Consider the following 26,158-nt stretch of genomic DNA (forward strand, 5'->3'; position numbering starts at 1 on the left):
AACGCAAGGCACCGAGATGCCTAGACGCGCCACATTGCTAATGGCGTTGGCTGGTGCGCTCTACCTGACCGCCTTTGCGCGAGATCGAGCAGCGGACTGGGTAGACGCGACCATCCTGCCCCCGGTGCTGACCGAAACCTCGGTCGAGATGCTGGACCGCAATGGCGCTTTGCTGCGCGCCTTCCCGGTCGAGGATGGCATCTGGCGGATGCAGCCCGGCCCGGTTGATCCTCGCTTTGTCGAGATGCTGATCAGGTATGAGGACAAGCGGTTCTGGTCTCATTCCGGCGTCGATCCAGCTGCGATGATACGCGCAGCGGGGCAGGCGCTTTGGAATGGCCGCGCAGTCTCAGGCGGATCGACCCTGACCATGCAGGTTGCGCGGCTGATCGAGGATGGCCCAACCGGGCGATGGAGCGGCAAACTCCGCCAGGTTAGGGTCGCATTGGCGCTCGAACAACGTCTGACCAAGCAGCAGATTCTGGACCTCTATCTGATCCACGCGCCCTACGGCGGCAATCTGGAAGGCATTCGCGCAGGCGCGCGCGCGTGGTTCGGGAAAGACCCGACGCGATTGACGGCTGCGCAAGCCGCCCTGCTGGTGGCCCTGCCGCAAGCGCCTGAAACCCGCCGGCCGGATCGGGCAAATACGAATGCGGAAAAAGCCCGCAATCGCGTTTTGCATCGGATGCAACGGCAAGGGGTGTTATCGTTAGACGACATGCAGGCGGCGCTGATCGAAGCGGTTCCCACGCAGATGCGCCCTTTCCCGCGCCATGCGCCGCATCTGACCGATCACGCGTTACGCACGCGCCCCGAGGCCCGGACCCACGATCTGACCCTGGATGCGCGCCTTCAATCCCGGCTAGAGGGATTGGTGGCCCAAACGGCCTCTGAAGCGGGCCCGCGTATCTCGGGCGCGCTGATCGTGGCAGATCATCGCAGCGGTGACATACTCGCCTCGGTCGGATCAGCAGGCTATCAGGACGCGCGGCAGGGATTTGTCGATATGACCCGCGCGGTGCGTTCGCCCGGATCGACGCTCAAGCCCTTGATCTATGGCATGGCATTCGATCAGGGGCTGGCCCATCCTGAAACCCTGATCAGCGACAGCCCGGTGATGTTCGGACACTACGCCCCGCGCAATTTCGACGGTATGTTTCGTGGTGATGTCCGGGTGCGCGACGCGCTGCAACTGTCATTGAACATCCCTGTCGTGCGGCTGACCAATGAACTGGGCCCCGCCCGCGTCATGGCCGCCCTGCGCGATGCCGGAACGCAGCCGAAACTGAGTGGCGGAGCTCCGGGTTTGGCGATCTCGCTGGGCGGCGTCGGGCTCAGCCTGCGGGATCTGGTACAGCTCTATGCGACGCTCGCAGCAGGGGGTCAGGGGCCAGTTCTATATCACGATATGCTGTCTAGCCGGGCACAGACCACGCGCACCCTGTCAGATGTCGCCGCGTGGCAGTTGGCCGACATCCTTTCCGGGCTAACACCCCCTTCCGGTGCTGCTGCGCAGGGGTTGGCCTATAAAACCGGCACATCTTATGGGCATCGTGACGCTTGGGCGATTGGATTTGACGGGCAGCATGTCATCGGGGTTTGGTTGGGCCGTGCTGATGGCACCCCGGTGCCCGGCGCCTTTGGCGGAGAGCTGGCGGCCCCCTTGTTGTTTGAAGCCTTCGGGCATCTAAAACCCGCCCCCACGCCCTTGCGCCCGCCGCCGCCATCCACATTGATCCTTGGCGCGGCTGAATTGCCCCAACCTTTGCAACGGTTCCAACCGCGCAGCGCCGCGTTTGAGAAAGATCCAAGCGCGCCTGATCTGGTATTTCCGCCCAACAACGCCGTGTTAGAGACGAACGGAGCCCCCCTGACCGTCAAACTGCGCGGCGGAGTTGGCCCGTTTTCCCTGTTGGCTGATGGGGTTCCGGTGCTGACAGATCAACGGCAACGAGAGTTTGATATCCCAAATCCCGGTCGCGGTTTTTCACACTTGGTGGTGGTAGATGCACGCGGCGCGTCTGATCAGGTCTCGATCCAGGTCGATTAAGGTGTGAACCCTTACCGGCGACCTTCGCGCAGCCAGCCGCCCAACAGGAACCCACCCGCAAGCAGCAGCACCAGCCAGGGGGGCAGCAGCCCGGCCTGGGTAACATCGCGCGTTTCATACGCCTCGCGCGGCGTCAGACCGATCCAGCCGCGCCCGGCTGCCGGTCGCCCGGCCCGGACATTGCGGACCGCAGGTGCACCATCCTCCAAGCGGATGGCGCCGCCGCGCATTTGATCAATCACTGGTTCCAAAACGTCGCCCGTTGCGATGGTCTGCTCAAACTCCTTTGGTGCGGCGGGGCCCAGCCCGATCACAGCCATTAGGTCGCCCTCCTGCAAGCGATAAAGACCAATCTCAGGCCCGAAATACTGCGCTTCAAACCGACCGGGCGTGACCTCATCAAGTGTCATCTCAAGCGTTTCGCCATTAGGGCGGGTGATTGTCACCGGGCCAACCTCTTCTTCGAGGGTCTGACGGATGATGCGCATCGACTGGCCATTGGCCTCGGCCCACAGCGCCTCTTCCTCCAGCTCCGGCTCTTTCATCATCCAATGGGCAAGACGGCGCAGCAGTTCCAGCTGCGGCCCGCCGCCCTCGAACCCCCGACTCCAGAGCCAGGCGTGATCCGAAGCCAGCATGGCAACGCGCCCTTCACCCACCCGGTTCAGAACCAACAGCGGGCGGTCCTCGACCCCCGTCATCAAAACCTGACCCTCGCGATGTTTCACGTCGATCTGACGCAGCCATGCGCCCCAATCCTCGGAATCACCCAGATTGGTGGTGACTGGATGCCGGTGGCCCAGATCGCTGACCATAGGCACATAGCGTTCTTCGATCACACGCGCGGTTGGCTGCGCCGGTAAGATCGACGCGAGCGGTGAGCGAAAGATACTGTCCGCCGTGGCAAAATCAGGACCCGCTGCAATCAGCACTGCACCGCCATCGTTGATATAGTCGGTCACGTTGTCCAGATAGATCGCGGGCAAGATGCCGCGTCGTTTGTAACGATCAAAGATGATCAGATCGAAATCGTTGATCTTTTCCAGAAACAGCTCTCGGGTCGGGAAGGCGATCAGCGACAGTTCATCGACCGGCACGCCATCCTGCTTTTCCGGTGGGCGCAGGATGGTAAAATGCACCAGATCAACGGAACTGTCTGATTTCAAAAGGTTGCGCCAGGTGCGACCGCCCGGATGCGGTTCACCCGACACCAGCAACACGCGCAGCCGATCACGGACACCATTCATCTGGATCAGCGCAGTGTTATTGCGATCCGTCAACTCACCTTCGGCCTCTGGGACCGTGAACTGGATGACATTGCGCCCGCCATGGGGCAGCGTGATGGGCAGTTCCACGTCCATGCCAATTGGAATGGTGAACTGCTGTGGCTCGCCACCATCGACGGAAATCTCAAGCGGTGCATTTGCAGCGCCGACCGGTGCGGCGCCACTGTCTTCGACCCGCAAAGTCAGTGTTACAGGTTCGCCGATAATAGCAAAGGCAGGCGCGTTGCGGACGATCAGCCTGCGGTCCCAATCGTTTTCGCGCCCGGTTTGCAGCAGATGCATCGGTGCAGGCAGGTCGGGCGCCTGATCGACGTCGTGCACGATCCCATCCGAGACCACAAGGATACCGGCAATCCGCGCACGCGGTTCTTCGGCCAGCGCCGTGTTCACCGCGGCCATCACCTGCGTGCCTTCATCCCCATCCCCGTCGCCAACACGGATGCGGCGCAGCTCGGTATTGTCGCGCGAGTCGATCTCGGCGGCCAGCGCCTCAGCGGCCTCGGCGGTCTGATCCGCACGATCTGAGAGTGTCTGACTGGCGCTTTCATCTTCGATCATAAGAACGATATCGGTCAGCGGCGCGCGATCTTCGACCTGATACACCGGACCGGCCAGAGCAGCGATCACGACCAGAGCGGCCAAGCCGCGCAGCGCCCAACCGGACAGGCCGCGCCAAAGGGCCAGAACGATCCCGCAGACCGCAATCGCGGCAACAACGGCCAGCACGGGCCATGGTATCAGCGGATCAAAGATGACGGTTCCGGTCATTGTCCCAACCTGTCCAGCAGAGCAGGCACGTGGACCTGATCGGATTTGTAGTTTCCAGTCAGCACATGCATCACCAGATTGACCCCAAAGCGGTTGGCCAGTTCGCGCTGCCGCTCGCCCGCATAACCGCGTCCCACCGGCAGCAACGCCTGCCCGTTGCGGTCCACCGCCCAGGCCCCGGCCCAGTCGTTGCCGCCGATCACCACCGGCGTCACGTTGTCATTGAGGTTACGGAAGGGCATCCCCTCAATTTGTTCTGCATCCAGCGGCGCAGCTTCAACCCAGACCTCAGTGCCCGCATAGCGGCCCGGAAAATCCTGTAACAGATAGAAGGTCCGGGTCAGGACGTGGTCGCGGGGAATAGGCTCTAGCGCCGGGATATTTAGCGGGGCGGCCAGCTGTTGCAGCTTGCGCCCATTTGGGCTGGACGCGCCGAACCCGGCAATATCCGCATCGCGCGTATCGAACAGAATCATGCCGCCTGACCGCAGATAAGCGTTCAGCTTGGCATAGGCCTCGGCTGAAGGTTGCGACTGATCGGGGGTGATCGGCCAATAGAGCAATGGGAAAAAGGCCAGCTCATCGCGTTCCAGATCCACGCCAAACGGCTCTGCCGGCTCCACAGATGTGCGGAAGAACAGCGTTTGCCCCAAGCCGCGCAGGCCTGCCTGCGCGATGTCGTCCACCCGCGCATCGCCGGTTAGAACATGTGCCAGAACCAATTCTTGTGTGGCGGCGAGAGCGAAATCCGTATCATCCGGCGTTTGCGCCTGCGCCTCGGGCACCAAAAGCAGCGCCCCCAGCGCTACAGCCGTTGCTTTGGCCAGACCCAACCGGCCTGACAGGGCAAGCGAGGCAATCACATCCGCGGTCAAAAGGATCAGCGCAAGGCTGAGCAGCAAACCACCCAATGGCGTCTCGGTCGTTACTTCCTGTCCTTTGATCGGAACACCAGCGGGCCAGACAACCGGGCGCAGGGTTGCATCCTCGGCCAACACATTGCGCGCCAGCTTTTGCTTGCCGCTTTCGTAAAGACCGGGGCGGATATCGGGACCAATTTGACCAGAGACCAGTTCAACACCATCCACACCCGCCAGGGTGCCCGCATCTGACAATGTGCCGAACCCATCCATGATCTGCACAGGCTCCCACGTGGTGCCTTGCAACTGATCCACCTGCCGTGACTTTGCAGCTGAGGCCACCGCCAGACGATCCAGCATTTCCACGAACAGACCCGAGAGTGGCAGGCTGGACCATTCAGCATCTGCGGTCACATGGAACAGAACCACCTGCCCCAATCCCAATGCCTTGCGGGTGACCAGAGGCGTGCCATCCGACAACGACGCAATCACCCGATCCGCCAAGTTAGGGTCAGGTTGTGCCATGACTTGGGTCGAAACGACAACGTCACCGGGTATCTGCAGCCCGTAAAAGGGCGACGCTTCTGGAAATGGCGCCAGTGTCTTGGCCTCGCCCCAACTCATCGCGCCGCCGACAGTGCGCCCACCGCTGCGCAGGCGCACAGGCAGCAACGTGTCCTCTTCGTCGCGGCCCAGATCGCTGGCTGCCATGCGCGGTCCGGCAAAGCGTAGCAACAGGCCACCCTGTTCGACCCAGTCGATCAGACCCGCCTGTTCGGTGTCGGACATCTGCGCCACGTCGGACAGAACGATCACATCCGGGTTTGCAGGCAGAACCTCTAGCAAACCACCCTCGACAAAATCCGCCGTGGGGATCAGAACTTGGGTTAGATAGTGTAGCGGCGACAGCAGCTCCAGCCCTTCGCGGTTCACCGTTCCGGCAATCAGCGCGACCTCGCGCCGGCGCAGGCTGTCATCGGTCAGCGTGACGGCCCCTGCCGATTTCTGGCCCTGAATCTCGAACCGAGTGATCCGAGCGCGCAGTTCCGATGGCAGAGCAAGTTCGATCTGCGCCTCAGTCGCGCCTGCCTCAAAAGCCATTTCTGCAGATTGTAGAACGCGCGCGGTGCCCGCAGGGTCACGGCCCTGCGCCAGAATGGTCACGGTTTCCTCGGGGCCCGGCTCGGCCCGCAACACCGTGATCTGAATGACACCATCCTGATAGGCCGCCGGAAGGATGGCCAATGCATCCGATGGGGATTGGTAAACTGTCACGTCACCGCGCGATTGCAGCGCTGACACCAAACCCTCATGGCCGTCATAGGTCAGCCGATCACTGAACCAATGCGTGTCAAATCCTCCCTCGACCTGATCCAGCCCGGCTATGACCTGTTCGATCTGCGCCTCAGTCGGCTGCCATGGGTTGGGAACCAGGCCGGGCAGGCGGTTGCGCCATGCCTCTGCCGCCTGAAACACGGGCGGTTCCGGTTCGGTCAATCGCAGGATCGAGACAGGACGGCTTGAGCGGCCCGCCTCGGTCAATTGCGCATCGATCTGGTCAAGCGTCGAGGACCACCGTGTAGCCCCGCCCCAGCTGGCATCCAACACCAGCAACAAAGGCCCGGTGCCCGTTTCATCGCGTGAAGGGTTCAGGACCGGACCCGCCAATCCAATAATGATCGCTGCCGCTGCCAGCATACGTAACAAGAGCAGCCACCACGGGGTGCGGTCCGAGACGCTCTCGTCATCCTTCAACCCCAGCAGCAATGTCACCGCCGGGAACAAGCGCCGGATCGGCGCGGGGGGCACGGCACGCAGGATCAACCACAGGATCGGCAAGGTCAGCAGACCCAACAGCACCCATGGCGCGGTAAAGCCGATGCCCGCCAGAACCGTCATCGCGTGCCCCCGTCCAACGCGCGATAGAGCCAAAGCAGCGCCGCCTGCGCGCTATCGCTGGTGTGATGCAGACCCAACTGCCACCCCGTCGCGCGGCACAGCCGGGTCAACGCATCCTTGCGCTGCGCCAATCTGTCCAGATAGCGATCGCGCAGGTCTCCGGCTTTTAGTGTTTCATGGCGGGCTGTTCCACCAACGCTTTCGAAAATGGTACGGCCGAGATAAGGAAAGCTTTCCTCGCTTGGGTCCAGCACCTGCAAGATCACACCGCGTACACCGCGGTCAGCGGCTTTGGTCAGCGCCAGTTCAACCTCGTCCATCGGGCCAAGGAAATCCGAGATAAACACCGCACGCGCATGCGGGATCATGGCACGGTGTTCAGGCGGGGCATAGTCTGCCTGATCATCCTCGGACCAGGCTTGAGCCAAGCGGATGATCTGCGCATTGCCGCGTCGGGGCGGCAAGGTCGTCCCCGTTAGCCCAACACGTTCACCGCCGCGCACCAGCAAGATAGCCGTAGCCAGACCCAACAGACGCGCCCTGTCCGATTTCGTCGGCAAGCCTTTATCAGAAGCAAACCGCATTGACGCGCCCTGATCGACCCACAGCATCACCGATTGCGCAATCTGCCATTCGCGCTCCCGCACAAATTGCTGGTCCCCTCGCGCTGATCGGCGATGGTCGATCATCCGGCGGCTATCTCCGATCTGAGCAGGGCGGTATTGCCAGAAATCATCGCCCATACCTGATCGCCGCCGACCATGGTCGCCCAATAAAACGGTTCCGGCCAGATGTTCGGCGCGCGCCAACAGCGGCGGCAGCCGGGACGCCTCGGCCTCAGATCGTTCTCGAAGGGTCAGCGCAGCATTCACGCCGCAGCCTCGGTTCGGATCAGACCGGCGGCGGTGGATTCGATGAGGTCTGACAAGCTGTCACCTCGCGCCCGCGCCGCAAAGTTCAGTGCCATCCGGTGGCTCAGCACCGGGCGGGCCATATCCAATACATCTTCGGCATTCGGCGCCAAACGCCCTTGAAGCATGGCCCGCGCTCGAACTGTCATCATCAGCGCCTGCGCCGCACGAGGGCCGGGCCCCCAAGCAACGGTTTCCTTGACCCGCTCGGACACGCCCGCTTCATCCGGGCGGAACGCGCGAACCAGATCGAGGATCAGTTCGACAACCGAATCTCCCACCGGCATACGACGCAACAGGACTTGCGCCGCCAGCAGTTCCTCTTTGGTGAAAATCTGATGCGCATCATCTTCTTCGACGCCTGTAGTGGCCAGCAGAATGTCCCGCTCGGTCTGACGATCTGGGTATTCGACGTCGACCTGAACAAGGAAACGGTCCAGCTGCGCCTCGGGCAGCGGATAGGTGCCCTCCTGCTCAATCGGGTTCTGCGTGGCCAGCACGTGGAATGGTGTCCCGAGTGAGCGATCCTCGCCCGCCACGGTGACAGTCCGCTCTTGCATTGCTTGAAGCAGGGCCGATTGCGTCCGCGGACTGGCGCGGTTGATCTCGTCCGCCATCAGCAACTGGCAAAAGATCGGACCTGAAATGAACCGGAAATGACGGCTGCCGTCATCAGCGGTATCCAGAACCTCGGACCCCAGAATATCGGCAGGCATCAGATCGGGCGTGAATTGGATGCGATTGCCGTGCAGGCCCATCACTGTTGACAGAGTCTCGACCAATCGCGTTTTACCAAGACCCGGCAAACCGATCAGCAGGGCATGTCCACCGCACAACAGCGCCGTCAGGGTCAGGTCCACGACCCTCTCCTGCCCGATGAAGCGGCGGGTGATCGAGGCCTTGGCCTCTTGCAACTTGGTTTCCAGCGCTTCGATCTCGGATACGAGGTCGGCAGGTTCGGTCATGACTTTCCCTTCCGTGGACTATTATAGATGAAGTGTATCGCGCTAAGAGGAAATGGCAAAAGCAATGAGCGGACAAAAACCCGTGAAACCTTCGCCGGATGGTTTGGCTGCATCAGTCAAAGCGGCCAAAACCAAGGGTCTACCGCCCGTTCACCTGTGGAATCCTCCGTTTTGCGGCGATCTGGACATCAAGATCGCCAAAGATGGTTCTTGGAGTTACTTAGGGTCGCCCATCAACCGGTTCGAGCTTGTGAAGCTTTTTTCCTCAATTCTTAAGAAAGAAGACGGCAAATACTACCTCGTCACCCCGGTCGAGAAGGTGGGAATCACTGTCGAGGATGCGCCGTTTCTTGCGGTCGACTTCGACCAGACAGGGGATGGCCTGTCGCAAGACCTGACATTTACCACCCATGTGGGCGATACGGCCATCGCCGGGCCGGATCACCCGATCCGCATTGTCATCGATGCGGAAACAGAGGAACCCGCACCCTACGTATTGATCCGAAACAACCTTGAAGCACGTATTGACCGCAAAAGTTTCTACCGACTCGTGGATATTGGTACCAAGCATGATGGCTGGTTTGGCGTCTGGTCGGGTGGGCAGTTCTTTCCGCTAATCTCAGCCTCAGATCTACCGGACTAAACGGCGCGCGACCTTGCGGTCCTGCGCCAGCACCACAGCCACGGCCACGATCCCTGCGCCCAGCGCGCGAGTCCAGTTCCAGTCATCCCCCAACATCAGCATGATCAGCATCACGTAGAAAGGCGCTATGTTGATGTGGAATGAGGCCAATGCAACGCCCAGCTTCCCAACGGATCCAACGAACAGTACCTGACTGAGGCCCATTGCAACCAACGCATAAATACCAAGCATTCCGATCTGTTGAACATCGATCTGCGCCGTTGGCATGACGTCCACACCCAATTGTCGCGCGACAAAGAACAGCAATACAGCAACAATCAATCCGCCAAAAAATGTGATGGTACTGCGGCCAGTCTGGCTAAGGTCGGGGAAATCTCTCGCAGTTGCCATTGTCGCCCAGCAGAACAGCCCGGTCGAGGCAACAGCACAAATAGCGCCCAACCCCAGCTGCGCCGGGGCCACCGCACTGGTGGCGATCAGACCGCCTATGATGGACACCACCACACCCAACGCAAAATTCCAGCGTAACCGCCGTGTTCCAGTTGCCAACTCGATCAATGTGGCAAACAACGGTGCGCACGAGGCGATGATGGCCACTGTTACCGGATCTGTCAGCTTTTGCGCCAAAATGATCAGGAACATGCCGGCGCCAAGCATCCCCCCAACAAACATTGCATGACCCCATCGGGCACGCATGACGCGCGATTGGCCATCGATCAGAATCCAAATTGGCAACATGACAGCCACAGCGAGCGCCAATCGTGCAACGAGCAACGCAACTGGTGGCCAAGTGTGTAACAACACTTCAGCAGCGGGAAACCCGGCAGCCCATGTCAACATAGACGCAACCGCCAGCCCATTGCCTGGCAAGGCCGAGCTGCGCCCACCAGACACAGGTAAAGATGTCCCGCGCACGGGGTCGGGGCTCATCGCCATGGGATCGAACCTTCACAAAAAACAGCGCTCGAAAATGATTCGCCGTGTCGTCTAGAATTTCGATGATTTGCCGGGGCCGTTCTGGTCGATTTTCGACAATCTGTCGTTTTCAGTCTCTTTCCTGAAAACCACCCGCCCGTTAGTGTTTGCCGACCAAACCACGGGACCACTCATGCCCAGATTTGCCGCCAATCTTTCGCTGCTCTTTACCGAGTTGCCGTATCTCGAACGTTTCGAAGCCGCCGCACAGGCCGGCTTCAAGGCCGTCGAGATTCTGTTTCCCTATAATCTGGCAGCCAAAGAAACCCGCCGCGCCTTGCTGGCCAACGGGCTGGAGCTGGTTTTGATCAATGCCCCTCCGCCCAACTACACGGGCGGCCAGCCGGGCTATGCGGCGGTGCCGAAGGGCGAGGCGCGATTCCAATCCGACATCCGGCGCGTCCTGCGCTATGCAGAGCTGTTGCGCCCTCAGACGATACATATCATGTCCGGTTACACCTCGGGGCCTGAGGCGATGGCGTGTTTTGTGCGAAACTTGCAATGGGCGGCAGACGTTGCGCCAAACCAGCAGTTCACCATCGAACCGCTGAACCCGGTGTCACAGCCCGACTACATTCTGAACGACTACGCGCTCGCCGCTGAGGTGCTGGATCAGGTGGACCGTCCCAATATTGGCCTGCAATTTGACAGCTTCCACGCGCAGATGATCCATGGGGATGCGCTTGCCATATGGCAGAAATATCAGGACCGCGTGACCCACGCCCAGATCGGCGCCACCCCAAACCGGTCAGAGCCAGGCGATGGCCCGATCGACTTTCCCGCCCTGTTCAACGCCATCGACAACAGCGGATACGACGGATGGGTCAGCGCCGAATACAATCCAACGACGCCCCGCACCGTGGACTCGCTGGGATGGATGGCGCGCTAACACACCCGTTACTGGCATTTGCTGCGAAAATATCGCACAGCTTGGCGCGGTGAATGAACGGATGGTACCGATGACCCACGCCCGACTGTCACATATTATGTTCTGCCTGATCATGTCAGGACTGATGTCCTGCATCGTGACCGGGATTGCCACCGTCAAGGCCATCGGATTTGGGCCGGGCATCTTTGGGGATTGGATGGCGGCCTGGGCCTTTTGCTGGCCCATCGCCTTCACCGTCATCGTGACCCTTGGACCGAGCGTCAAACGACTGGTCGACCGCCCTGTCAGGCCCAAGGCCTGATCCGTCGCGAAGAGGGCCCATCGGGCCTGATGAGCGGCGTGCCCTAGTGCGCTTCGGCCCAATTCGCGCCGCGCCCGGCATCGACATCCAACTTCACATCCAGCTTCACCGCCGGGTCCGAGGCCCCCTCCATCACATCGCGCGCCACCTCGATCAGCCGATCAACACCGTCCTCAGACACTTCGAACAGCAATTCGTCATGCACCTGCAACAGCATCTTGGCGGGCAACCCGTTGATCGCATCCGGCATCCGAACCATCGCGCGCCGGATCACATCCGCCGCTGTACCCTGGATCGGCGCGTTGATCGCAGCCCGGCGCGAGAAACCCGCATGCGGCCCTTTGGCGTTGATCTCGGGCGTGTGGATTTTGCGCCCAAACAGGGTCTGCACATAGCCGTGCTCTTTCGCAAAGGCGATGGTGTCGTCCATATAGGCGCGAATACCGGGGAAGCGTTCGAAATAGCGGTCGATGAATCCCTGTGCCTCGGCCCTTGGAATGCGCAGGTTGCGCGCCAGGCCAAAGCCCGAGATGCCGTAGATCACACCAAAGTTGATCGCCTTGGCCTGACGACGGATGTCCGGCGTCATCTCATCCAGTGGCACATCGAACATCTCGGACGCGGTCATCGCGTGAATATCCAACCCGTCGGCAAACGCCTGTTTCAAGGCGTCAATCCCGGCAATATGTGCCAGAATGCGCAGCTCGATCTGGCTATAGTCGAGGCTCACCATCACATTGCCCGGCTCGGCGATGAACGCCTCACGAATGCGGCGGCCTTCCTCGGTCCGGACGGGAATGTTCTGCAGGTTCGGATCGGTCGAGGCCAAACGGCCCGTGTTCGCCCCAGTGATCGAATAAGACGTATGCACGCGGCCCGTGTCCGGATTGATATGGGTCTGCAGCGCATCCGTGTAGGTCGATTTCAACTTCGACAGTTGCCGCCAGTCCAGTACCCGGCGCGGCAATTCATGCTCGGTCGCCAGATCCTCAAGAATATCCGCCCCGGTCGAGTACTTCCCGGTTTTCCCCTTCTTGCCGCCTTCCAGACCCATCTTGTCGAACAGGATCTCACCCAACTGTGCGGGCGAGCCGACATTGAAGTTCTGACCGGCCAACCCGTGAATTTCAGCCTCTAGTCCGGCCATTTTCTGCGCAAAGGCATTCGACATCCGGCTGAGGACATCGCGGTCCACCTTAATACCGTGCATCTCCATTTCCTTGAGAATCGGCACCAGCGGGCGTTCAAGAGTCTCATAGACCGTCGTCACCTGCACCTGATGCAGTTGCGGCTTGAACAGTTTCCACAGGCGCAATGTGATATCCGCATCCTCGGCGGCATAGGCCTTGGCCTCATCAATCGGAACCTTGTCGAAGGTGATCGCCGATTTGCCCGAGCCCAGCAGCGGTTTGATCGGGATAGGAGTATGGCTTAGATAGCGCTCGGACAGAGTATCCATCCCATGTCCATGCTCACCGCCATGCATGGCGTAGGACATCAGCATCGTGTCATCGATCGGAGCGATATCGATGCCATAGCGCGCAAAGATCTTGGCATCGTATTTCATGTTCTGCCCGATCTTGAGGATCGAGGGGTCCTCGAACAGCGGTCTCAGCAGTGTTAGAGCCTCATCTAGCGGCATCTGCCCCTCGGCCAGCGCATCCGAGCCGAACAGATCATCCGCCGATCCGTCGCGGTGGGTCAGCGGGATGTAGCAGGCCTCCCCTGCTTCGATACAAAGCGAAATGCCGACCAGATCGGCGATCATCTCGTTCAGGCCGGTGGTTTCCGTATCAACGGCGATCCAGCCGGTTTCATAGGCCCGGTCGACCCAGACTTGTAGCGCAGCCGCATCCCGAACACATTCGTATTTCGAGGCGTCAAATGGCATTGCTTCGACTTCGGGCGCTGCTTCGGCCGCGGGAGCATCGGGGATTACTGGCGAGTCCACGCCCAGTTTATCCGCAATGCGCTTGGTCAGCGTACGGAACTCCATCTGAGCCAGAAAACTCATCAAGACGTCGGCCTCAGGGTCCTTCACTTCCAGATCATCGAGCGTGAAATCAAGAGGGGTCTGTTCATCCAGCTGCACCAGCTTCTTCGACAGCTCGATCTGATCGCGCTTTTCGATCAGGGTCTGGCGGCGCTTGGGCTGTTTGATCTCTCCCGCACGGTCCAGCAAGGTTTCCAGATCACCATATTCGTTGATCAGCAAGGCTGCCGTTTTGACGCCGATTCCCGGTGCCCCGGGTACGTTGTCAACGCTATCCCCGGCCAGTGCCTGTACATCGACCACTCGTTCCGGGCCAACGCCGAATTTCTCAATTACCCCGTCCCGGTCGATGCGCTTGTTCTTCATCGCATCCAGCATTTCCACGCCGCCGCCGACCAACTGCATCAGGTCCTTGTCGGAACTCACAATAGTCACACGTCCGCCAGCCTCACGTGCCTGAACGGCAAGAGTGGCTATGATGTCGTCAGCCTCATACCCTTCCAACTCTTTGCAAGCGATGTTGAAGGCCTTTGTCGCCTCGCGGGTCAGCGGCATCTGCGGGCGCAGGTCCTCGGGCATCGCCTCACGATTGGCTTTGTACAGGTCATAGAGGTCATTGCGGAAGGTGTGAGAGCCCTTGTCGAAGATCACCGCCACATGGGTCGGTGCATCCGGGCCATCGTTCCCCTCGACATATTTTTGCAGCATGTTGCAAAAGCCCGAAACCGCCCCGATCGGCAGACCATCCGATTTCCGGGTCAGTGGCGGCAGCGCGTGATAGGCCCTGAAAATAAAGGCCGATCCATCGATGAGATGCAGGTGACACCCTTTTCCGAAATTGCTCATGCGCACGCTCCCTGTCGGTCAGAGATGGTTCTGCCACAGGGTCGCTCGGGTGACCAGTCTTGAACTTGGGCTAACCGCCGAAGAGGCCGCTGAAAACGTCCGAAAAGCTGTTGAGCAAAGCCATAATGATCAAAACACCAAGGAAGGCAAAAAACGCGAAGGCAAAGAACTGGAACAGGATTGCGCCGACGCCAACCGCAATCCCGGCGATGGCAGGGCGGCGCCTTTCGTGACGCAGGAGGCCGACAACCGACAGAACAACTCCCAGCGCACCCAGCATAGCCACGCCGATCTGCAGGAAATCATCCAGATCGCGCGCACGCGCAACCGGCTCGGGCTGTTCCAGCCCAGCCGCAGATCGCAGGGTAGATTTGCCGATTTCAGCCGCCAGTTCGCCCAGCGACACGCCGGCGGATTGCTGAGGCGCGAAGGGTCCAGCCCAAAAGACGAACAAGGCAGCAAACAGCGTCAAAGAGGCAATGCAAAAGCCGATCCATCCGAAAATCGGGTTGGCAGAGTCATTGGGTGTAATGTCGGTCATCACGCTCGCCTACGCTGTATGCGCCACCGAAATAGCATAAAAAACACGGCGAGATTTGGGCGAAACCCGATTGGACGGGCAATCAGCCCTGCTCTGTGCCTTTCAGAACATATTTGCAGTCGCAATAGGGGCACTCGACCCAGCCCGTATCTTCAGGGATTTGCAGCCACACGCGCGGATGGCCCAGCGCACCTTCGCCGCCGTCACAAGCGACGCGGGTGGTTTCGACGATCTTGGTTTCCGGCGCTTCGATTGTCACGGCTGGCGATCCTTCACTGGTTGTCGGCCTCGCGGGCATGCATTAGGTGCGTTTATGAGCGATGAGCAATCCGGGGGCAAGTGCCACATGAGCGATGCGGCAATCAGGATCGAAGGTCTGCGCAAGACCTATCGGGCAAGCAAGGGCCAGCCCGAGAAGTACGCACTGAAGGGGATTGACCTGACCATTCCCAGCGGCTCGGTTTTTGGGCTTTTGGGGCCGAACGGCGCGGGTAAGTCGACCCTGATCAACATTCTGGCCGGGCTGGTGATTAAAACCTCTGGGAAGGTTTCGATCTGGGGCTTCGATCAGGATCAGAACCCACGCCAGTCGCGCGCCGCCATTGGAGTAATGCCACAAGAGCTGAACCTGGACCCGTTCTTTACGCCCCGTGGCGCGCTGGAAGTGCAGGCTGGCCTGTATGGCGTGCCCAAGGCCCAACGCCGCAGCGATGAGATTCTGGAGCTCGTCGGCCTCAGCGACAAGGCCGAAGCTTATGCCCGCACGCTATCAGGCGGGATGCGGCGGCGGTTATTGCTGGCCAAGGCGTTGGTGCATCACCCCAGGATTCTGGTTCTGGATGAACCGACTGCCGGTGTCGATATCGAGTTGCGCCAGATGCTTTGGGCCAATGTGCGCAAGCTGAACGAACAGGGGATGACGATCATCCTGACCACGCACTACCTGGAAGAAGCACAGGAAATGTGTGATCAAATCGCCATCATCAATCATGGTGAAAAGATCACCCAGGACAGCACCGCCAATTTGCTGGGCCGCATGGACCGGCGCACCATGGTGATCATGCCCGATAGCCCGGTTGCGGACCTTCCATCTGCTGACGGGGTCGAGGCCGCATTGCGCGACGATGGCAGCCTACTACTGCAATATCGCAGCGCCCAGACCAGTGCCGAGCAGGTATTGGAATCCGTTCGCGCCGCGGGTATCCGCATCCGCGATGTGCGCACCGAGGAAGCAGATCTTGAGGATGTGTTCCTTGCGCTGACCTCGTCTCAAGCTCGGGCGTCGTAAGCGCGGCCCAGAACCAGCCCTTAGCCCCGGTCGATCCGCGCTTGATAGCAGTTGTTGCGCGCGGATCGGACATGGATATAGGCCACATCGAGGCGGTCAAAGATATCTTTGACCTTTGCACCAATCTGATCCGTGGGGGTGATCGCTCCGGTGCCATAAACGATCCGATCATCCTGCCCGTATCCCTTGATCAAATAGTCAGGAGAGCTGGTCAGAATCTCGGGCAAATCATCCCCTTCATAGCGCTCGCAGGGTTCGGCGCACAAAAATATGGGCCCGGTTTCCGCATACGGATGCGTTGCGGCAAAGGGCCTGTGCGCCAGAACCAGCATTGGCGCGCCTTCTGGGATGTTTTGCAGACAATGACGGCAGGGATTGCCTGCGCCGGTTGAAACAGCGTGCTCTGGCGTGACTCCATAGGCATCCGGACCACCCTGTTGCAGGGTGCGGACTTCGTCAGTGGGCAATGCAGTGATTTTGAACATATCAATCCTCCGGTTTTCCGGACCATGCCCAATCATGACCACGCCGCGCGACCCGATTCCTGCGCAAATCGCACGTCGCCGTTGGCCGTAAGGATGAGCGCGACAAAACCACGCCTGTAGAACCGCCGGGATTCTGGTTAGGACCAAAACACTATGACCCGACCCATTCTGCCGCCGCGATTTCCGGCCACGTCTGATCAGATCAATGCGCAAGTGTGCGCCTTTTACGCCCGTGTCAGAACCGACCCGGTGCTAGGTCCCGTTTTTACACAGCATGTCGATGACTGGCCCGCGCATGAGGAAAAGATCGCCTCATTCTGGCGCAATGCGATCCTGTATGAGCGCGGGTATGACGGCAATCCGCAGCGGGTTCATATTGAACGGCTGGCAGTTCAGCCTGACATGTTCGCCCATTGGCTGGACCTGTTCGAAGAGGTCGCAGCCCAGATGCTGCCAGCCGAAACCGCGACGCCCTGGGTCGCCCTGGCGCGACGCATCGGGGTGGGGATGAAGGCTGGCGTGCAATCGGCGCGTCAGCCCAAGGATGCGCCACCGATCCTGCGTTGATCTGAAGACATGGCAGCTTTGCACTGTTAGCGGTAAGATAGGGGCTATGCGCGCTGGCAGAATGGGTTTACTCAGGGGCAAGACAGCCCCTTTGCGCTGCGACGGCACAGTGCCACCACACCGACATCACCCGAGGCCACACCGATGAGCACTCAGAACACCACCCTAAGGGGACTTGGTTTCGCGTTTCTTGGATTCGCGGTTTTCGCCAGCCATGACGCGTTGATCAAGGTGCTGGGCGGGACCTATTCGGTGATGCAGATCATCTTTTTCGCCACCCTGTTTTCCTTTGTCCCCATGGCAGTGACAATCCTGACAGACCGGACAACGGGCAACTTTCTGCCGCACCATCCCTGGTTGGTGCTGCTGCGGTCGGGATTGATGGTTACGGCCATGGTCTGCGCCTTCTACGCCTTTTCGGTGCTGCCACTGGCCGAGGTCTACTCGTTGCTCTTCTCCTTCCCATTGATCGTGACCGTTCTGTCGATCCCGATTTTGGGAGAGGTCGTCCGCGTCCAGCGCTGGGCCGCCGTTGGTGTTGGCCTGATCGGTGTTCTGATCGTCCTGCGCCCGGGTTCAACGGATATCACACTGGGCCACCTGGCCGCTCTGGCTGCCGCGTTTTGCAGCGCGTTCGGGTCTGTTCTGGTGCGCAAGATCGGGAATGAGGAACGATCCGCCGTCCTGATCCTGTACCCCATGTTACTGGCCATCCTGGTCATGAGCCTGATGCAACCCGCCGTCTATCAACCACCCTCGCTGCTGCATCTGGCAATGATGGCGCTAGTTGGTGTGTTTTCGGTCATCGCGCAACATCTGATCATCCTCGCCTACCGCGCCGCGCCCGCCGGAGTCGTCGCGCCCAGCCAATACAGCCAGATCATCTGGGCCACTTTGTTCGGCATGATCTTCTTTGGCGAGCGGCCCGATGGCTGGGTCGCCGTCGGCGCAAGTATCATCATTGCATCCGGCGTTTTCGTGGTCTGGCGCGAGAGTCGTACCGATGTTTCCACGAACAAACCAGTACTACGCGTGCGCTCACCCCGCTCAGATACGGGGGCGTCCGCACGGCCGAACAGATCGCTTGAAACGGGGATCTGAATCCTATGCAATCGTAAGAAGGTTGAATAGCATTTCAGAAAATCGCCGTAGCAACCTTACATCATGCAAATTTTGGAAGTTTTTGACTTTGAAGTTCTTTATTTCAGCATTGGCCGTTTGCATTCTATCTACGCCCTCACTGGCGCAATACCAACTCACAGATGGAACCGAAGTCACATCCTTAGACGTGTTTCAAGAGTGCAACCTCTGCCCAGAATTGGTTGTCTTGCCTTTAGGTGACTTCATCATGGGTGGACCAATCGGCGACTCGATCAATGGGTTGGTTGCAATCGATGGAAAACTCACCATGGTTGAGGTTGGTCATCCGGCAATTGGCGCAGATGAACGACCTCTGCACCGCGTTGAAATCGACATTCCAATCGCGATGAGCCGCAACGAAATCACCTATGACCAATGGATGGCATGCGTCAATGAAGGGGGATGCGGCGGCTATGTCCCGGACAACGTGATACTGGGAATGAACGAAGCTCGAAAGCGCGTCGAAACTCCTGTGTATGGCGATCATCCCGTCGTCGATGTGTCATTTTTGGATGCACAAGCATATGTTGCGTGGCTGAACAAAAAACTTGGTGTTGACGCGTACCGTTTACCAACCGAGGCAGAGTGGGAGTATGCGGCGCGGGCAGGCACGCAAACGCGCTTTGCTCAAGGCGACGAGCTGACGTCGGAGCAGGCAAATTTCTACGGGCGTGGAACTGAACAACTAACTGGAGTTGCACGACCTGATCTACTCTCGCGGCTTTTGCCGGTTCCCGTGGATGAGCTGGATGCTGCGAATGGATGGGGTGTCAGACATATGTCAGGCAACGTCAACGAACGGACGCGCTCCTGTTACACTGACAAGTACGCCGGTTGGACCACATCTAGTGAATGGTTGCTTCAAAGCGAAGTAGAAAGTTGCAAGCGAGTGTCTCGTGGTGGCGCATTTAATACGGGCATGGACTCCGTACGCGTCGCTTCAAGAGGCTCGGCCAGAGAGGATTTTCGTAGTCAGTACACTGGTTTTCGAATTGTTCGCGAGATGGAATAAGACCGGCGTACTCTGTAAATACGCCGGTCTGCGCGGTCTCCGCAGTTCATTGTTCCTAGTTAATAAACCACAACGGAACGGATGCTCTCACCTTTATGCATCAGGTCGAAGCCGTGGTTGATGTCGTTCAGACCCATGGTGTGGGTGATCATCGGGTCGATCTCGATTTTGCCTTCCATGTACCAGTCGACGATCTTGGGAACGTCGGTCCGGCCCCGCGCGCCGCCAAAGGCGGTACCGCGCCAGGATCGACCGGTGACCAGCTGGAACGGACGGGTTGAGATTTCGGCACCCGCAGGGGCCACGCCAATGATGATCGATTCACCCCAGCCTTTGTGGGCCGATTCCAGTGCGTCGCGCATGACACCGACATTGCCGGTGGCGTCGAACGTATAATCCGCGCCGCCCTTGGTGAGGTTGACCAGATAGGGAACCAGATCGCCTTCGACCTCTTTGGGGTTCACGAAATCGGTCATGCCGAATTTCGTCGCCATTTCCACCTTGGCGGGGTTCAGGTCAACGCCCACGATCTGATCAGCCCCGGCCAGACGCAGGCCCTGAATGACGTTCAGGCCGATACCACCTAGACCGAACACGATGGCCCGGCTGCCGATCTCGACCTTGGCGGTGTTGATGACGGCTCCGATACCGGTGGTCACGCCGCAGCCGATATAGCAGATCTTGTCGAACGGCGCGTCCTCACGCACCTTGGCCAGAGCAATCTCGGGCAGGACCGTGTGGTTCGAAAAGGTAGAGCAGCCCATGTAGTGCAGGATCGGATCACCATCCAGCGTCGAAAAGCGCGAGGTGCCGTCGGGCATCAGGCCTTTACCTTGCGTTTCACGGATCGCCTGACACAGGTTGGTCTTGGGATGCAGGCAGTATTCACATTCGCGGCATTCCGGCGTGTAAAGCGGGATCACATGATCGCCGGGTTTCAGGCTGGTCACGCCCGGCCCGACTTCGACCACCACGCCAGCGCCTTCGTGGCCCAGAATTGCCGGGAACAGGCCTTCGGGGTCTGCCCCCGACAAGGTGAACTCATCTGTGTGGCAAATACCGGTGGCCTTGATCTCAACCAGAACCTCACCCGCCTTGGGGCCTTCGAGGTTCACATCCATAATTTCCAAAGGCTTGCCAGCCTGAACGGCGACGGCTGCACGGGTGCGCATAGTGCTTGTCTCCCAGTCTTGTTTGTCCAAACCCTGCGTCAAAAACGGGGTTCTTTCAACTATGCATTCATGACAGAGTGGCTAAACTTTTGATATTGAAGAAACGACATTGTCCGAATGAGGAACGCCAATGCACCGATTTTTTCCGATCCTGGTCCTTCTGGCGGCCTGTTCAGAACCACCCCCACCCGAAGATATTCCGATTGAGCCAGAGGCCGCGCCTGTCGATCTGGCCTTTTGTCAGGGTGATCCATTTGCCGAGACGATTGGCCAGCCGGTTTCAACCATTCAAGCCGACCTGCCCGAACGCAGTCGCGTGCTGGGGCCAAACGACATTGCAACCCAGGATTATCGCATCGATCGTCTGAATGTGTTTGTGGATGATACCGGCGTGATCCAACGCCTGACCTGCGGCTGACCCTGAATCAACGTTATTTCCCGCGATAGATCAGCCAATCCGGAAGGTAGTCCAGCAACCGGACAACCCATGAAAACGGGGCCGGGAAGTCAGTCCGGAAACGGCGGCGCGACATCGCTTTGATCACCCGGTCTGCAGCGTCCTCAGCCGTCATCAACATCGGCATCTTGAAATTGTTTTTCTCGGTCAGACGGGTCTTGATGAAGCCCGGGTTGACGATGCGCACAGTGACCCCGGTACCCGCAAGATCAAAGCGCATGGTTTCCGCCAGCGACACCAAAGCCGCCTTGCTGGCCGCATAGCCCACAGCCGCGGGCAACCCACGATAGCCGGACAGAGACCCGATCAGGGTGATATCGCCGCGGCCTGCACGCACGAAAGACGGCACCGTTTCACCCAGAACACGCAGCGCTCCGGTGTAGTTCACATCGGTCATGGCCAGTACCGCCTCAGTATCCCAATCGGCGCTGCGCATCGGCTCGTAGGCTCCGGCATTGTAGACAAGACCGTTAAGCTCTCCGACTTCAGCCACAGCGCCGCGCACAGCATCCAGATCGGTGACGTCAAAAGGAACCGGGCGGGCATTCGGCAGGCTCGCGCAGATATCGGCCAGCCGATCCGCATTGCGCGCCGACAGGATCAGATGCGCACCCCGGCGGCTGAGCGCCTCGGCCAACGCGCGGCCCAGGCCCTCGCTGGCGCCCACGATCCAATAGGTTTTTCCGTCAAAGCTGCTCATGTCTGGGCCGTATTGTGATCTGATGCTTATTTTACGGGCGGGCACGGATGCTGGATCACGCCGCCATACAGGAAATTCGGCGCAGAAGTCACAATATAGAGCAGCGTGGAAAATAATCTAATCTGATTGATCCGACATCAAACCTGCTACGTATCCCCTTGTAAAATGTCGCACTAAGGGGATCACATGTTCGACGAAACGCGAGGCGAACGCAAGAAAATCGCAATCGTAGGTGCAGGCATTTCCGGTCTATCCGCAGCCTATTATCTGTCAGAAGATCACGACATTACTATTTACGAGACCGAACCCCGGCTGGGGGGACATGCGCGTACCGTCATGGCCGGCAAGAATGGCGATCAGCCTGTCGATACCGGGTTTATCGTCTTCAACTATGCGACCTACCCCTATCTGACCAAGCTGTTTGACGAGTTGAACGTGCCGGTCATCAAATCCGAGATGAGCTTTGGCGCAACCATCGACAACGGTCGGATCGAGTATGGGCTGAACAACCTGCGCACCCTGACCGCGCAGAAACGGAATCTGGCGCGCCCGTCCTACTACAAGATGATCGCCGACATCCTGCGGTTCAGTAAAGAAGCACCCGAGGCTGCCAAGGATGATGACACCACAATCGGAGAGTTGGTGGATCAGATGCGTCTGGGCCATTGGTTCCGCCACAACTATCTGATGCCGATGTGCGGCGCGATCTGGTCGACCCCGGTGGAGTTTGTTGATCAGTTCCCGGCGCGCTCGCTGGTACAATTCTTCCGCAATCATGCGTTGCTGGCCAGTGGCCGGGCCAATCAGCATCAGTGGTATACGGTCAAAGGTGGCAGCATCGAGTATGTGCGCCGCATCGACGCCGCCCTGCGCGAACGGGGCTGCGATATTCGACTGGCTGCCCCGGTCGATCACGTTCAGCGCGACGACATGGGCGTTTCGGTGACAAGCCAGGGACATACCGACCAGTTTGACGAGATCATTCTGGCCACCCATTCCGACCAGTCCCGCGCCATTCTGGGCGACAATGCCACGACCGCCGAAGCTGCAGCATTGGAAGCGATCCGCTATCAGCCCAACAGCGCCATCCTGCATTGCGACCCCGGTCAAATGCCCAAGCGTCGTGCCTGCTGGTCCAGCTGGACCTATCGCTCGCAAGCCGGGAATGTTGGCGTCACCTATTGGATGAACCGGTTGCAGAATATTCCGGACAGCGACCCGCTGTTTGTGACGCTGAACGCGTCGTCAGAAATTCCCGCGGATAAAATCTATGATCAGGTCGAGTTCGCCCATCCGGTGTTCGACAAGGCCGCCCTGAAAGCACAAGGGCAAATCCGCGAGATGCAGGGACAGAACCGGACCTGGTTTGCCGGAGCGTATAACCGGCACGGGTTTCACGAAGACGGGATTGCCAGTGCGATGCACGTTGTGGATCGCATCAAGGGCACCTCGCAAACGATCGGAGCTGACCATGGCACTTTGGAACAAGACCCGGCCATCCCTGCTGTTGCGGCTGAATAGACGCCTGTGGCGCGCTGGGCTTCTGTCCTTGACGCTGCTGGCCCCCGGTGGGTTGGCGGCTGATCCGCTGGCAAGCGAATTGCAAGATCCCAAACAGATCGGCAGCGGGACCTTTCGGTTTCTCGGCCTGCCGCTGTATGATGCGAAACTCTACACACCAAGCGGGGCCGCGTTCAGTTGGAGCCAGGATTTTGGCCTGAAACTGACTTACCGCAAAAACCTGAAACAAAAGGCGCTGGTAGAATCGACGCTGGAAGAAATGGCCCGTCAGGGCAATCCGCAGCCCACGCAGGCGCAGCTTGAAAAGTGCTTTCAGGCTGTCAGCAAAGGGGACAGCTATCTGGCAATCTCAGAGGGGCCAAACAAGGTTGGCTTCTGGCGGAATGGTACCCAGACCTGCACATTGGCGAGCAACGACATCAAGAAGTCCTTCATGTCGATCTTTCTGGGCAACAACACCCGCTCGGCCAGCTTTACGCAAAGCTTGAAGGGCCAGTGATGCTGTACCCCCGTGTCAGCCTGTATGCGCTGATGCTCGCTGCGGCGGGTATTCCGCTTTATATTCACCTGCCACGCTTTGCGGCGGTGAACTTGGGCATTGGTCTTGGGGTGATTGGCACGGTCCTACTGGTTATCCGGTTGGTCGATCTGGTTCAGGACCCGCTGATCGGCTGGGCCATCGACCGCTGGCCAGGCGGGCAGCTTTTGTTCGCCGCCTTGGCCGCGCTGGGTCTGGCCATCGGCTTCCCCCTGCTGTTTGGCCTGCCCGAAGGCGCTAGTATTGCCACTTTGGTGGCGGTCCTGATCTTGCTGTTCTCGGCCTACAGCCTCGGTACGATCCTTTTATATGGTCGCAGCGCGACGCTTGCTAAAAAGGCCGATGCCAAAGAGCTGATGACACTCGCCGCCTACCGTGAAGGTGGGCAATTGACAGGCGTCGTGATCGCCGCCAGCGCCCCGGCCCTGTTCGTGGCCTTGGGTGCATCCGCACAAGGATACCCCGCCTTTGGCCTGTTTCTGGGCTTTTTGGCGCTGTTGACCCTAATCCTGACCATTCCAATCTGGCGACGCACGCCGATCACCGGTCAGGGCTTGTCTTTTGCCGGACTTGGGCAGGCCGGAGCGCTGCGTCTACTGGCATTGGCACTGGTCAACAGCCTGCCGGTCGCCATCACATCCACCCTGTTCCTGTTCTTTGTCGAAGATCGCCTGCAACTGCCCGGCAAGGCGGGGCCGCTGCTGATCCTGTTCTTCCTCTGCGCAGGCGCAAGCGTTCCGCTTTGGGCCAAGCTCAGCAATCGGATCGGCCCGAAAAAGACCCTGATCATCGCCATGCCGCTCTCCATCGCGGGCTTCATCGGTGCCGCAACGCTATCCTCCGGAGACCTCACCGGTTTCGCCATCATCTGCATCGCGTCTGGCGCGGCGCTTGGGGCGGATATGGTTGTTCTGCCTGCCATGTTTTCCGTGGTGCTGACACGCGCGGGGCTGAACGCCTCGGCCGCGTTTGGCATCTGGTCTTTTGCCGGCAAGCTGGGCCTTGCCCTCGCTGCCTTTTTCACTCTGCCACTGCTGGAGCGCAGCGGCTTTACACCCGGTCAAACCAATAGTGTCGAGGCTTTGAAAACACTCAACCTCGCCTATGCCGTACTGCCCTGCATCCTCAAGCTTGGCGCGTTCGGGATGGTTCTGACCCTGCCCACGGAGGTTACAGCCAAATGAATACACTTGTCGTGCTTCTACTCGCCATCCTCGCTGTTCTGGCGGCCAAGGGGCGTTTCCTCAGCTTTCGCTCACAATCGCCTGCCGATTATGGGGGCACGGGCCCCAACTTCTCGCTGAAAGAGCACTTGAATGGCGAAATCCTGTCCGAAGGCCTGATCTATGGCCCGAATGGCAAGATGTCGAACAGCTTTGTCGCGCGCATGGTCGGCGAATGGGACGGCAACTCGGGCACATTGGCCGAATGGTTCACCTATTCCAATGGCAAACAGATGACCCGCAAATGGTATCTGACACTGGGCACCGGCAACACGTTCATCGCCACGGCGGATGACATTGTCGGTGAAGGAAAGGGAGAGATCTCGGGCTCGACCGTCAAACTGACCTATCGGATCATCCTGCCTGAAGATGCAGGCGGGCATACGCTGGATGTCACCGACTGGATGTACCTGACGGAAAATGGCGCGATCATGAACCGCTCGGAAATGCGCAAGTTCGGCATCAAAGTGGCCGAGCTGGTCGCCACGATGCGCCCCGCGCCCGAGGTCAAGACCGCGCATCTGAACGGCGCAAATGGCTATGATGCCAAGGCTGCGGAAAGACCACTTCAATGATCCGCGCCCGCTTTGTCATCACCTTTGCCGCCATCGCGTGCCTTGTGGTTCTGGCCGCCTGCTCGGCCAAGCCCCGCGTGCCAAAGACCTTCCTTTCGGACCGTGAATTGAACCTCGAGGAGTTTTTCGAAGGCAAAACCGTCGCTTATGGTCAGTTTCAGGACATCCTCGGCAACGTTCCGCGCCGCTTTACCGTGGATATCGACGGCACCTGGGACGGCGAAACGCTCACCTTGGTTGAGGATTTCGTCTATGACGACGGCGCAACCGAGCAGCGTATCTGGACCCTGACCAAAACCGGCGCCGATACCTGGACCGGCACCGCCCCCGGCGTGCTTGGCACCGCTGAAGGGATCGAGCGCGGTGACACCTTCAACTGGAAATACAAGATCGACCTGCCGATCAAGGACGGCACCATGCGCGTGAAGTTCGACGACTGGATGTGGCTGCTGGAGGATGACCGCCTGCTAAACCGCGCCTATGTCTCGCGTTTTGGGGTCCGCATTGGCGAGGTGATCCTGTTTTTTGAGAAAAAGTAGGCTCTAAACAG

Annotated in this window: 25 protein-coding genes; 14 read left to right on the forward strand and 11 right to left on the reverse strand. The window is 59.4% G+C overall.

The genetic code is table 11. The features are described 5' to 3' along the window. The first annotated feature begins 16 nt into the window (after positions 1–16). A complete protein-coding gene (gene pbpC / locus ACR0JX_RS09570) occupies positions 17–2,053 on the forward strand; it encodes a penicillin-binding protein 1C (protein WP_480543475.1) in 2,037 nt (678 codons plus the stop codon). Positions 2,054–2,064: 11 nt separating this feature from the next. On the opposite strand, the gene ACR0JX_RS09575 is transcribed toward pbpC, so the two are convergent. The 4 genes from ACR0JX_RS09575 to ACR0JX_RS09590 are packed head-to-tail and all read right to left on the reverse strand — an operon-like array spanning position 2,065 to position 8,742. Further along, positions 2,065–4,107 (reverse strand): hypothetical protein, encoded by a 2,043-nt coding sequence (locus ACR0JX_RS09575; protein ID WP_480543477.1) that lies wholly within the window; start codon positions 4,105–4,107, stop codon positions 2,065–2,067. Next, complete coding sequence (locus ACR0JX_RS09580; RefSeq protein WP_480543478.1) at positions 4,104–6,866, reverse strand: DUF4159 domain-containing protein; 2,763 nt, start codon at positions 6,864–6,866, stop codon at positions 4,104–4,106. Before ACR0JX_RS09580 ends, ACR0JX_RS09575 begins: the two co-directional genes overlap by 4 nt. Beyond that, positions 6,863–7,738, reverse strand: a complete 876-nt coding sequence (locus tag ACR0JX_RS09585; RefSeq protein ID WP_480543480.1) for a DUF58 domain-containing protein — start codon at positions 7,736–7,738, stop codon at positions 6,863–6,865. The genes ACR0JX_RS09580 and ACR0JX_RS09585 overlap by 4 nt, the downstream gene beginning before the upstream one ends. Next, positions 7,735–8,742 carry an AAA family ATPase gene (locus ACR0JX_RS09590; protein WP_480543482.1) on the reverse strand — a complete coding sequence of 336 codons (1,008 nt, stop codon included), beginning with the start codon at positions 8,740–8,742 and terminating at the stop codon, positions 7,735–7,737. The genes ACR0JX_RS09585 and ACR0JX_RS09590 overlap by 4 nt, the downstream gene beginning before the upstream one ends. Before the next feature lie 64 nt (positions 8,743–8,806). Here ACR0JX_RS09590 and ACR0JX_RS09595 point away from each other — a divergent pair, with 64 nt between their 5' ends. Continuing rightward, complete coding sequence (locus ACR0JX_RS09595) at positions 8,807–9,385, forward strand: DUF1285 domain-containing protein (RefSeq protein WP_480543484.1); 579 nt, start codon at positions 8,807–8,809, stop codon at positions 9,383–9,385. Here the strand turns inward: ACR0JX_RS09595 and ACR0JX_RS09600 are convergent. Further along, positions 9,374–10,321, reverse strand: a complete 948-nt coding sequence (locus ACR0JX_RS09600; protein WP_480543486.1) for a DMT family transporter — start codon at positions 10,319–10,321, stop codon at positions 9,374–9,376. The two genes, ACR0JX_RS09595 and ACR0JX_RS09600, sit on opposite strands and share 12 nt — an antisense overlap. Positions 10,322–10,493: 172 nt before the next feature. On the opposite strand from ACR0JX_RS09600, the gene ACR0JX_RS09605 reads away from it, so the two are divergent. Together ACR0JX_RS09605 and ACR0JX_RS09610 are read left to right on the forward strand one after the other, a co-directional pair. After that, positions 10,494–11,249, forward strand: a complete 756-nt coding sequence (locus ACR0JX_RS09605) for a hydroxypyruvate isomerase family protein (RefSeq protein WP_480543487.1) — start codon at positions 10,494–10,496, stop codon at positions 11,247–11,249. A gap of 70 nt (positions 11,250–11,319) precedes the next feature. Then, complete coding sequence (locus tag ACR0JX_RS09610) at positions 11,320–11,550, forward strand: DUF2798 domain-containing protein (RefSeq protein WP_480543489.1); 231 nt, start codon at positions 11,320–11,322, stop codon at positions 11,548–11,550. A gap of 43 nt (positions 11,551–11,593) precedes the next feature. Here the strand turns inward: ACR0JX_RS09610 and polA are convergent, their stop codons facing one another. The 3 genes from polA to ACR0JX_RS09625 all read right to left on the reverse strand — a co-directional run bounded on the left by polA (position 11,594) and on the right by ACR0JX_RS09625 (position 15,189). After that, positions 11,594–14,389: a DNA polymerase I gene (gene polA / locus ACR0JX_RS09615; protein WP_480543491.1), complete on the reverse strand. Its 2,796-nt coding sequence runs from the start codon at positions 14,387–14,389 to the stop codon at positions 11,594–11,596. Between the two features lie 70 nt (positions 14,390–14,459). Continuing rightward, positions 14,460–14,930 carry a hypothetical protein gene (locus tag ACR0JX_RS09620; protein ID WP_480543493.1) on the reverse strand — a complete coding sequence of 157 codons (471 nt, stop codon included), beginning with the start codon at positions 14,928–14,930 and terminating at the stop codon, positions 14,460–14,462. Positions 14,931–15,012: 82 nt separating this feature from the next. Next, a complete protein-coding gene (locus ACR0JX_RS09625; protein WP_170533977.1) occupies positions 15,013–15,189 on the reverse strand; it encodes a zinc-finger domain-containing protein in 177 nt (58 codons plus the stop codon). Between the two features lie 87 nt (positions 15,190–15,276). Here ACR0JX_RS09625 and ACR0JX_RS09630 point away from each other — a divergent pair, with 87 nt between their 5' ends. Beyond that, entirely contained in the window at positions 15,277–16,218 is a 942-nt protein-coding gene (locus ACR0JX_RS09630; protein WP_480543754.1) for an ABC transporter ATP-binding protein, read from the forward strand. Between the two features lie 20 nt (positions 16,219–16,238). Here the strand turns inward: ACR0JX_RS09630 and ACR0JX_RS09635 are convergent, their stop codons facing one another. Continuing rightward, complete coding sequence (locus ACR0JX_RS09635; protein WP_480543495.1) at positions 16,239–16,703, reverse strand: DUF1203 domain-containing protein; 465 nt, start codon at positions 16,701–16,703, stop codon at positions 16,239–16,241. Positions 16,704–16,856: 153 nt separating this feature from the next. On the opposite strand from ACR0JX_RS09635, the gene ACR0JX_RS09640 reads away from it, so the two are divergent. From ACR0JX_RS09640 to ACR0JX_RS09650, 3 genes are all read left to right on the forward strand, one after another. Continuing rightward, positions 16,857–17,270 (forward strand): group III truncated hemoglobin, encoded by a 414-nt coding sequence (locus ACR0JX_RS09640; RefSeq protein ID WP_480543497.1) that lies wholly within the window; start codon positions 16,857–16,859, stop codon positions 17,268–17,270. Positions 17,271–17,414: 144 nt separating this feature from the next. Beyond that, positions 17,415–18,371, forward strand: coding sequence for a DMT family transporter (locus ACR0JX_RS09645; RefSeq protein ID WP_480543499.1), 957 nt, complete (start codon positions 17,415–17,417; stop codon positions 18,369–18,371). 88 nt (positions 18,372–18,459) lie between these two features. Beyond that, positions 18,460–19,422 carry a formylglycine-generating enzyme family protein gene (locus ACR0JX_RS09650; protein WP_480543500.1) on the forward strand — a complete coding sequence of 321 codons (963 nt, stop codon included), beginning with the start codon at positions 18,460–18,462 and terminating at the stop codon, positions 19,420–19,422. Between the two features lie 59 nt (positions 19,423–19,481). On the opposite strand, the gene ACR0JX_RS09655 is transcribed toward ACR0JX_RS09650, so the two are convergent. After that, on the reverse strand, positions 19,482–20,594 hold the full coding sequence (locus ACR0JX_RS09655; RefSeq protein WP_480543503.1) for an S-(hydroxymethyl)glutathione dehydrogenase/class III alcohol dehydrogenase: 1,113 nt from the start codon (positions 20,592–20,594) through the stop codon (positions 19,482–19,484). Between the two features lie 130 nt (positions 20,595–20,724). Between ACR0JX_RS09655 and ACR0JX_RS09660 the strand changes: the two genes are divergently transcribed. Continuing rightward, on the forward strand, positions 20,725–21,012 hold the full coding sequence (locus ACR0JX_RS09660; RefSeq protein WP_480543505.1) for an I78 family peptidase inhibitor: 288 nt from the start codon (positions 20,725–20,727) through the stop codon (positions 21,010–21,012). A gap of 13 nt (positions 21,013–21,025) precedes the next feature. Here ACR0JX_RS09660 and ACR0JX_RS09665 read toward each other — a convergent pair whose 3' ends face one another. Continuing rightward, a complete protein-coding gene (locus ACR0JX_RS09665; RefSeq protein ID WP_480543506.1) occupies positions 21,026–21,751 on the reverse strand; it encodes an SDR family NAD(P)-dependent oxidoreductase in 726 nt (241 codons plus the stop codon). A gap of 186 nt (positions 21,752–21,937) precedes the next feature. Between ACR0JX_RS09665 and ACR0JX_RS09670 the strand changes: the two genes are divergently transcribed. Genes ACR0JX_RS09670 through ACR0JX_RS09690 form a run of 5 tightly spaced genes read left to right on the forward strand, consistent with a single transcriptional unit; the run spans position 21,938 to position 26,147 of the window. Then, positions 21,938–23,272, forward strand: coding sequence for an NAD(P)/FAD-dependent oxidoreductase (locus tag ACR0JX_RS09670; protein WP_480543508.1), 1,335 nt, complete (start codon positions 21,938–21,940; stop codon positions 23,270–23,272). Next, entirely contained in the window at positions 23,223–23,771 is a 549-nt protein-coding gene (locus tag ACR0JX_RS09675; protein ID WP_480543509.1) for a hypothetical protein, read from the forward strand. Before ACR0JX_RS09670 ends, ACR0JX_RS09675 begins: the two co-directional genes overlap by 50 nt. After that, positions 23,771–24,994, forward strand: a complete 1,224-nt coding sequence (locus ACR0JX_RS09680; protein ID WP_480543511.1) for an MFS transporter — start codon at positions 23,771–23,773, stop codon at positions 24,992–24,994. The genes ACR0JX_RS09675 and ACR0JX_RS09680 overlap by 1 nt, the downstream gene beginning before the upstream one ends. Continuing rightward, the gene (locus tag ACR0JX_RS09685) at positions 24,991–25,608 is read left to right on the forward strand and encodes a DUF3833 domain-containing protein (protein ID WP_480543513.1); all 618 of its coding nucleotides are present in this window, start codon (positions 24,991–24,993) and stop codon (positions 25,606–25,608) included. The genes ACR0JX_RS09680 and ACR0JX_RS09685 overlap by 4 nt, the downstream gene beginning before the upstream one ends. After that, on the forward strand, positions 25,605–26,147 hold the full coding sequence (locus ACR0JX_RS09690; protein WP_480543515.1) for a DUF3833 domain-containing protein: 543 nt from the start codon (positions 25,605–25,607) through the stop codon (positions 26,145–26,147). The genes ACR0JX_RS09685 and ACR0JX_RS09690 overlap by 4 nt, the downstream gene beginning before the upstream one ends. The last annotated feature ends 11 nt before the right edge of the window (positions 26,148–26,158 follow it).

It is taken from the genome of Ruegeria sp. AH7 (assembly GCF_056541325.1).